Origin of the sequence: Rhodococcus sp. NPDC058521, assembly GCF_042719695.1 — a bacterium.
Classification (GTDB): domain Bacteria; phylum Actinomycetota; class Actinomycetes; order Mycobacteriales; family Mycobacteriaceae; genus Rhodococcus_F.
The window spans coordinates 166,397-172,700 of the sequence record NZ_JBHXNL010000009.1; the positions used below are offsets into that span (position 1 = coordinate 166,397).

The following is a 6,304-nucleotide window of genomic DNA, read 5'->3' on the forward strand; positions in this document are numbered from 1 at the left end:
CCTCGCTCGGCTAGTCGAGCGAGGACGTGAGCGCGGCCCAGTCGGACAGAACCTCGGCCGCTCTGCCGCTGTCGACGGCCTCCGCCGCCGTCTCGATCGCAGGACTCAACGCATCCTCGAGAGTTGCCGATCCCAATCCACGGAACGCCACGATCGCGCCCGCGGCGTTCAGTAGTACCGCGTCACGCACGGGGCCCTTTTCACCACCGAACAGCCGACGAGCCACCGCCGCATTGAGTTCTGCGTCCCCACCACGCAATTCGTCGAGCGACACTCGTTCGATTCCGAGGTCACGCGGGTCGAGCGTGCGCTCCGTCACCTGCCCGTCCGCGACGATTCGCACCGTCGACGTCGTCGACGTCGTCAATTCGTCGAGTCCGTCGTCCCCTCGAACCACGAGTGCAGAGTTGCCACGCCGTGCCAGCACACCCGCCACGACTGGGCCCAGTTCTTCGAAGGCGCACCCGATCAGCCCGGCCCGCGGGGAGGCCGGGTTGGTGAGTGGACCCAGGACGTTGAACACGGTGGGGATACCGATTTCCTTGCGCGGAACCGCAGCGAAACGGAGCGCCGGATGAAATACCGGAGCGAAGCAGAAACCGATCCCGACTTCGTTCACGCACCGAGCGACCTCGTCGGGACCCAGCGCGATGCGAACACCGAGAGCTTCCAGCACATCCGCTCCACCGCTCTTCGACGACGCCGCGCGGTTGCCGTGCTTGACGACCCGAATACCGGTCGCCGCGACCACCACGGAAGCCATCGTCGAGATGTTCACGGTATTGGAACGATCACCGCCGGTGCCCACGATGTCCACGACATCCCCCGCGACCGTCACCGACCGCGAGTGCGCCAGCATCGACGCCGCGAGACCTTCGAGTTCCGCCGGCGTTTCGCCCTTCATCTTCAGGGCCACACCGAATGCGGCGATCTGAGCGGCCGTCGCGTTGTCGGACATGATCTCGTCCATCGCCCATCGGGCATCCTCGCCGGACAGGTCACGGCCGGAGGTCAACGTTCCCAGGACGGAGGGCCATGCCCGAAGCGACTTCGCGTCGGTCGAACTGCCGGTCGGGCTCTGCATGTGTACCGCCCCTCTGGTTCACGGAAAGCTCATGTGTCAGCGATCGTTCGCCTGCAGCCTATCCAGCGGCGATGCCGCGCTCGTCACGGGCCGGGCGCGACCCCGTCGCGGGCAGCCGGTTGCATCGCATCCCACCCGTCCACAGTTCCGTCCAGGCGTTGGGCCAGGCCTGCCATTCGCGATCGCTCCTGAGAACAGTGCAGGGGGTCGAGCACCTGCACTCGCTGCAACACCACGCGCACGGCTTCGCCGCCGCCGGAAGCCGAGTCCGAATCCACGGCCTCGTACCCGTCCTGAGCCGCGATTCGGACAGCTTCGCCGCGCCCCTCGGCCGGCAACCTCAGGTGGTGACGCAACACCGCTTCCGCTTCCGGAACCCACTGCGGGTCCGTGGCTGCTGCTCGATCGAGTGCCGTCGAGCATGCTTCCGCGTCGTCGAAACCGGAGACCACCACGACGAGGTCGTCACGCGTAGGGTCGAGCGGAGACGCGGTGGATCGACCGAACAATCGACGAAACCAACCCTTGCGTTCGTTGAGTGAGCCCATGGCACAACTTTCTCATGGTTCACGACCTGGCGATTCGGCACCGGATCCGGGCAAACTGCGCCTCCCGACGCGCCGATGTCGGACCCGAGTGGCCGGGTCTTACGACGAAGCGTCATACTTCCTCATGTGACGAGCGCAGTAGGGACTTCAGGATCAGCAATCACCCAACGCGTGCACTCGCTGAACCGACCAAACATGGTCAGCGTTGGCACCATCGTGTGGTTGTCAAGCGAGCTCATGTTCTTCGCAGGGCTCTTCGCCATGTACTTCGTTGCACGGGCGCAGGCGAACGGAAACTGGCCTCCGGAGCCGACAGAATTGAATCTGTGGCTCGCAGTGCCGGTGACCTTGGTCCTGATCGCATCGTCCTTCACGTGCCAGCTCGGCGTCTTCGCCGCCGAACGCGGTGACGTCTTCGGGCTCCGTCGCTGGTACGTCATCACCCTCGCCATGGGCACGTTCTTCGTCTGTGGCCAGGCCTACGAGTACATCCACCTCGTCGAGCACGGAACCTCGATCTCGAGCAGCGTCTACGGATCCGTGTTCTACATGACCACCGGCTTCCACGGTCTGCACGTCATCGGTGGTCTCATCGCGTTCGTATTCCTCATTTTCCGCACCAAGGTCGGCAAGTTCACACCGGCGCAGGCGACCGCAGCCATCGTCGTCTCGTACTACTGGCACTTCGTCGACATCGTGTGGATCGCACTGTTCGCCACCATCTATTTCATCCGTTGATCAGCTGAACGCCCCAGGCAGCCCCTGATCGTCCAGTCCGTCCCGACATACCAAAGGGATACAGATGAGTTCATCCCCACCTCCCGCATCCGAATCCACAGCGTCCGCGCGGAAAGCGCGGCGTCAGCGGAAGCTCCGCCGACGCGTCACCGGCGCTCTGGTCCTGATGATGGGACTGGTCAGCGCCGGTTTCCTCGCGTCGGCTCTCACGCCGGCACCACAGGTCGCCACGGCGACCGACGATCAGGCGGCCCTGATTCGTGAAGGCAAGCAGCTGTACGACACCTCGTGCGTGACGTGTCACGGCGCCAACCTTCAGGGCGTGCAGGATCGCGGCCCCAGCCTGATCGGCGTCGGCGAGGCTGCCGTCTACTTCCAGGTCTCGTCGGGTCGCATGCCCGCCGCCCGTAACGAAGCCCAGGCGGAACGCAAGCCCACGAAGTTCAACGCCGAGCAGACCGACGCGATCGGCGCGTACGTTCAGGCCAACGGTGGTGGCGCCACTGTCGTCCGTGACGAGAACGGTGAGATCGCACAGTCCTCCCTCCGTGGCGGCGACATCGGGCGAGGCAGCGAGCTGTTCCGCCTCAACTGCGCGTCCTGCCACAACTTCACCGGCCGAGGTGGCGCACTGTCGTCCGGTAAGTACGCGCCGGTCCTCGACCCCGCCAACGAGCAGCAGATCTACGCGGCGATGGTCACGGGACCGCAGAACATGCCCAAGTTCTCCGATCGTCAGCTGACGATGGAGGAGAAGAAGGACATCATCGCCTACATCAAGTCCTCCGGTGAGAGCAACGATCCCGGTGGTTACGGGCTCGGTGGCCTCGGACCCGCATCCGAGGGGCTGACCATGTGGGTCGTCGGAATCGTCGCTGTCGTCGGTGCAGCATTGTGGATCGGAGCAAGGTCATGAGCGACGCTGGCCATTCGGGTGGCGCGACGCCGAAGAAGTACACGGACGAGGAGCTCGAGAACCTCAGTCGTGATGAATTGGTCGAGCTGGGCACCAACCTCGACGGAGTCGACGTTGCATATCGTCGCGACCGTTGGGCGGTCGAGGGAACCAAGGCGGAGAAGCGTGCAGAACGCGCTGTGGCCTTCTGGTTCGGCCTCGCCGGTGTATCCGCACTGGCCTTCATCGGGATCTACCTCTTCTGGCCCTGGGAGTACGCCGGCCAGGGCGAGGAGACCTATGGCGCTTACAGCCTCTACACCCCGCTGATCGGTCTGACCCTCGGTCTCGCCATCCTCGGTGTCGGTGTCGGTGCGGTGCTCTTCACCAAGAAGTTCATCCCCGAAGAGGTCTCGATCCAGGACCGTCACGACGGCGGCTCCTCCGAGACCGACCGCAAGACGATCGTCGCCGAGCTCGGCGACTCGTTGGAAACTTCGACCCTCGGCCGTCGCAAGATCATCAAGCGCGGCTTGATCTTCGGTGGCGGCGCCTTGGGCATCGGCATGATCATGCCGCTCGGTGGTCTGATCAAGAACCCGTGGTCGAAGGGCGACGACTCGCCTCTGTGGGTATCCGGTTGGACCCCCCGCTACGAGGGCGAGACCATCTACCTTCGCCGCGACACCGGCCGCCCCAACGACGTCGTGCTGGTTCGTCCGGAAGATCTCGACGCCGGAGCCATGGAGACCGTGTTCCCGTTCCGCGAGTCCGACCGTGGCGACGAGCACGCACTTCTCGACTCGCTCCGCGGTATCCGCAACGCAGTCATGCTGATCCGTTTGCGCAGCGAGGACACAGCCAAGGTCGTCAAGCGCAAGGGCCAGGAGAGCTTCAACTACGGCGACTACTTCGCCTACTCGAAGATCTGCACCCACCTCGGTTGCCCGACCTCGCTGTACGAACAGCAGACCAACCGAATCCTGTGCCCGTGCCACCAGTCGCAGTTCGATGCATTGACGTACGGAAAGCCGATTTTCGGTCCTGCGGCGCGTGCACTTCCGCAGTTGCCTATTACAGTGAATGAAGAGGGCTTCCTGGTCACCACCGGTGACTTCATCGAAGCACTCGGCCCGGCATTTTGGGAGCGTCGACCGTGAGTACAGCAACGCAGTCAAAAGCAGCGACCATTGCCGCCGGCCAGGCCGAAGCGATGGACTCGCGCTATCACCTCGCCGCAGGTATGCGCCGTCAGATCAACAAGGTCTTCCCGACGCACTGGTCGTTCCTCCTTGGCGAGATCGCGCTATACAGCTTCGTCATCCTGCTCATCTCAGGTGTGTACCTGACGCTGTTCTTCGACCCTTCGGTCGCCCACGTGGTGTACGACGGTGCGTACGAACCGCTTCGCGGTGTCACCATGTCTCGCGCATACGAGACGACGCTGAACATCTCGTTCGAGGTGCGCGGCGGTCTGTTCGTCCGCCAGATTCACCACTGGGCAGCGCTGATGTTCGCGGCGTCGATCATCGTCCACCTGCTTCGCATCTTCTTCACCGGCGCATTCCGTCGACCGCGTGAGGCCAACTGGGTCATCGGCTGCCTGCTGCTGATCCTGGCGATGTTCGAGGGCTTCTTCGGCTACACGATCCCGGACGACCTGCTCTCCGGCACCGGCCTCCGCGCCGCGTTCTCGGGCATCACACTGAGTATCCCGATCGTCGGCACCTGGATGCACTGGTTGATCTTCGACGGCGACTTCCCTGGTCAGCTCATCATCCCGCGCCTCTACGTGGCTCACGTCCTGCTGTTCCCGGGCATCATCCTCGCCCTCATCGCGGGTCACCTGGCGCTTGTCTGGTACCAGAAGCACACCCAGTTCCCCGGCCCCGGCCGTACCGAGAACAACGTCGTCGGCGTTCGAATCCTCCCGGTGTTCGCCGTCAAGTCCGGTGCCTTCTTCGCCGTGACGTTCGGTGTTCTCGCCATCATGGGTGGCGTTCTGCAGATCAACCCGGTCTGGAACATCGGTCCGTACAACCCGGCGCAGGTGTCGGCAGGCTCGCAGCCCGACATCTATATGATGTGGACGGACGGCATGGCACGACTGTGGCCGGCGTGGGAGATCTACCTGTTCGACCGATACACGATCCCCGCTGTGTTCGCCGTCGCGTTGATCATGGGTCTCGTGTTCACGGTCCTGATCGCCTACCCGTGGATCGAGAAGCGTCTCACCAAGGACGATGCTCACCACAATCTGCTGCAGCGTCCGCGTGACGTCCCGGTCCGTACGGCGATCGGCGCGATGGCCATCGCGTTCTACGTGGTCCTCACGCTGTCCTGCATCAACGACATCATCGCGTACCACTTCGACATTTCGTTGAACGCGATGACGTGGATCGGCCGCATCGGCATGGTTGTCCTGCCTCCTGTCGCCTACTTCGTGACCTACCGCTTCTGCCTGGGCCTCCAGCGCAGCGACCGGGCAGTTCTCGAGCACGGCATCGAGACGGGTGTCATCAAGCGCATGTCGAACGGCCAGTACATCGAGATCCACCAGCCGCTCGGCGAGGTCGACGACCACGGTCACGCGATCCCGCTCGCCTACCAGGGCGCGGCTGTGCCGAAGAAGATGAACAAGCTCGGTTCTGCCGGCAAGCCCGGTTCAGGAAGCCTGATCAAGGCGGACCCGCCGGAGGAGAGTGCAGCACTCGAGGCTGCCCTCCACGAGGGAGAACACGAGCAGCTGAAGATGCTGACCGAGTACCAGGACCGTGCACACGGAAACGACTCGAACGGCAACGGCGACAGCTCGAACGGACAGTCGCACTAAGTCCGAATCACGTCACGAGGAGGGTCCCGAACCATTCCGGTTCGGGACCCTCCTCGTTCGTCTTGCAGTCGTTCACCGCCCTCCCCGACCAATGTCACACACGTTCAACCCAGGCGGTTTCAAGTGGCGGATGCAACGAGCTCGTTGAACGCTTGCGTTGGTGTGCGCCAGCCTAGCGTTTGACGGGGTCGCCCGTTGAGTGAGTC

At 63.7% G+C, this 6,304-nt stretch carries 6 protein-coding genes; 4 read left to right on the forward strand and 2 right to left on the reverse strand.

What is annotated here, in order from left to right; genetic code table 11:
* Nucleotides 1–10: 10 nt before the first annotated feature.
* A complete protein-coding gene (trpD, locus tag ACFWO3_RS15640; protein WP_378579236.1) occupies nt 11–1,084 on the reverse strand; it encodes an anthranilate phosphoribosyltransferase in 1,074 nt (357 codons plus the stop codon).
* Between the two features lie 83 nt (nt 1,085–1,167).
* Nucleotides 1,168–1,632, reverse strand: coding sequence for a ribonuclease E inhibitor RraB (locus ACFWO3_RS15645; RefSeq protein ID WP_378579238.1), 465 nt, complete (start codon nt 1,630–1,632; stop codon nt 1,168–1,170).
* 126 nt (nt 1,633–1,758) lie between these two features.
* Between ACFWO3_RS15645 and ACFWO3_RS15650 the strand changes: the two genes are divergently transcribed.
* The 4 genes from ACFWO3_RS15650 to ACFWO3_RS15665 all read left to right on the forward strand — a co-directional run bounded on the left by ACFWO3_RS15650 (nt 1,759) and on the right by ACFWO3_RS15665 (nt 6,098).
* Nucleotides 1,759–2,370: a heme-copper oxidase subunit III gene (locus ACFWO3_RS15650; protein ID WP_378579240.1), complete on the forward strand. Its 612-nt coding sequence runs from the start codon at nt 1,759–1,761 to the stop codon at nt 2,368–2,370.
* 64 nt (nt 2,371–2,434) lie between these two features.
* Nucleotides 2,435–3,286, forward strand: a complete 852-nt coding sequence (locus tag ACFWO3_RS15655) for a c-type cytochrome (protein WP_378579242.1) — start codon at nt 2,435–2,437, stop codon at nt 3,284–3,286.
* Nucleotides 3,283–4,425, forward strand: coding sequence for a ubiquinol-cytochrome c reductase iron-sulfur subunit (locus ACFWO3_RS15660; RefSeq protein ID WP_378579244.1), 1,143 nt, complete (start codon nt 3,283–3,285; stop codon nt 4,423–4,425). Before ACFWO3_RS15655 ends, ACFWO3_RS15660 begins: the two co-directional genes overlap by 4 nt.
* Nucleotides 4,426–4,478: 53 nt before the next feature.
* The gene (locus ACFWO3_RS15665) at nt 4,479–6,098 is read left to right on the forward strand and encodes a cytochrome bc complex cytochrome b subunit (RefSeq protein ID WP_378579264.1); all 1,620 of its coding nucleotides are present in this window, start codon (nt 4,479–4,481) and stop codon (nt 6,096–6,098) included.
* Nucleotides 6,099–6,304: the final 206 nt, after the last annotated feature.

Coding starts and splice junctions, on each gene's coding strand:
- ACFWO3_RS15660 (WP_378579244.1), top strand. CDS start 3,283: ATGAGCGACGCTGGCCATTCGGGTGGCGCGACGCCGAAGAAGTACACG.
- ACFWO3_RS15645 (WP_378579238.1), bottom strand. CDS start 1,632: ATGGGCTCACTCAACGAACGCAAGGGTTGGTTTCGTCGATTGTTCGGT.
- trpD (WP_378579236.1), bottom strand. CDS start 1,084: ATGCAGAGCCCGACCGGCAGTTCGACCGACGCGAAGTCGCTTCGGGCA.
- ACFWO3_RS15655 (WP_378579242.1), top strand. CDS start 2,435: ATGAGTTCATCCCCACCTCCCGCATCCGAATCCACAGCGTCCGCGCGG.
- ACFWO3_RS15665 (WP_378579264.1), top strand. CDS start 4,479: ATGGACTCGCGCTATCACCTCGCCGCAGGTATGCGCCGTCAGATCAAC.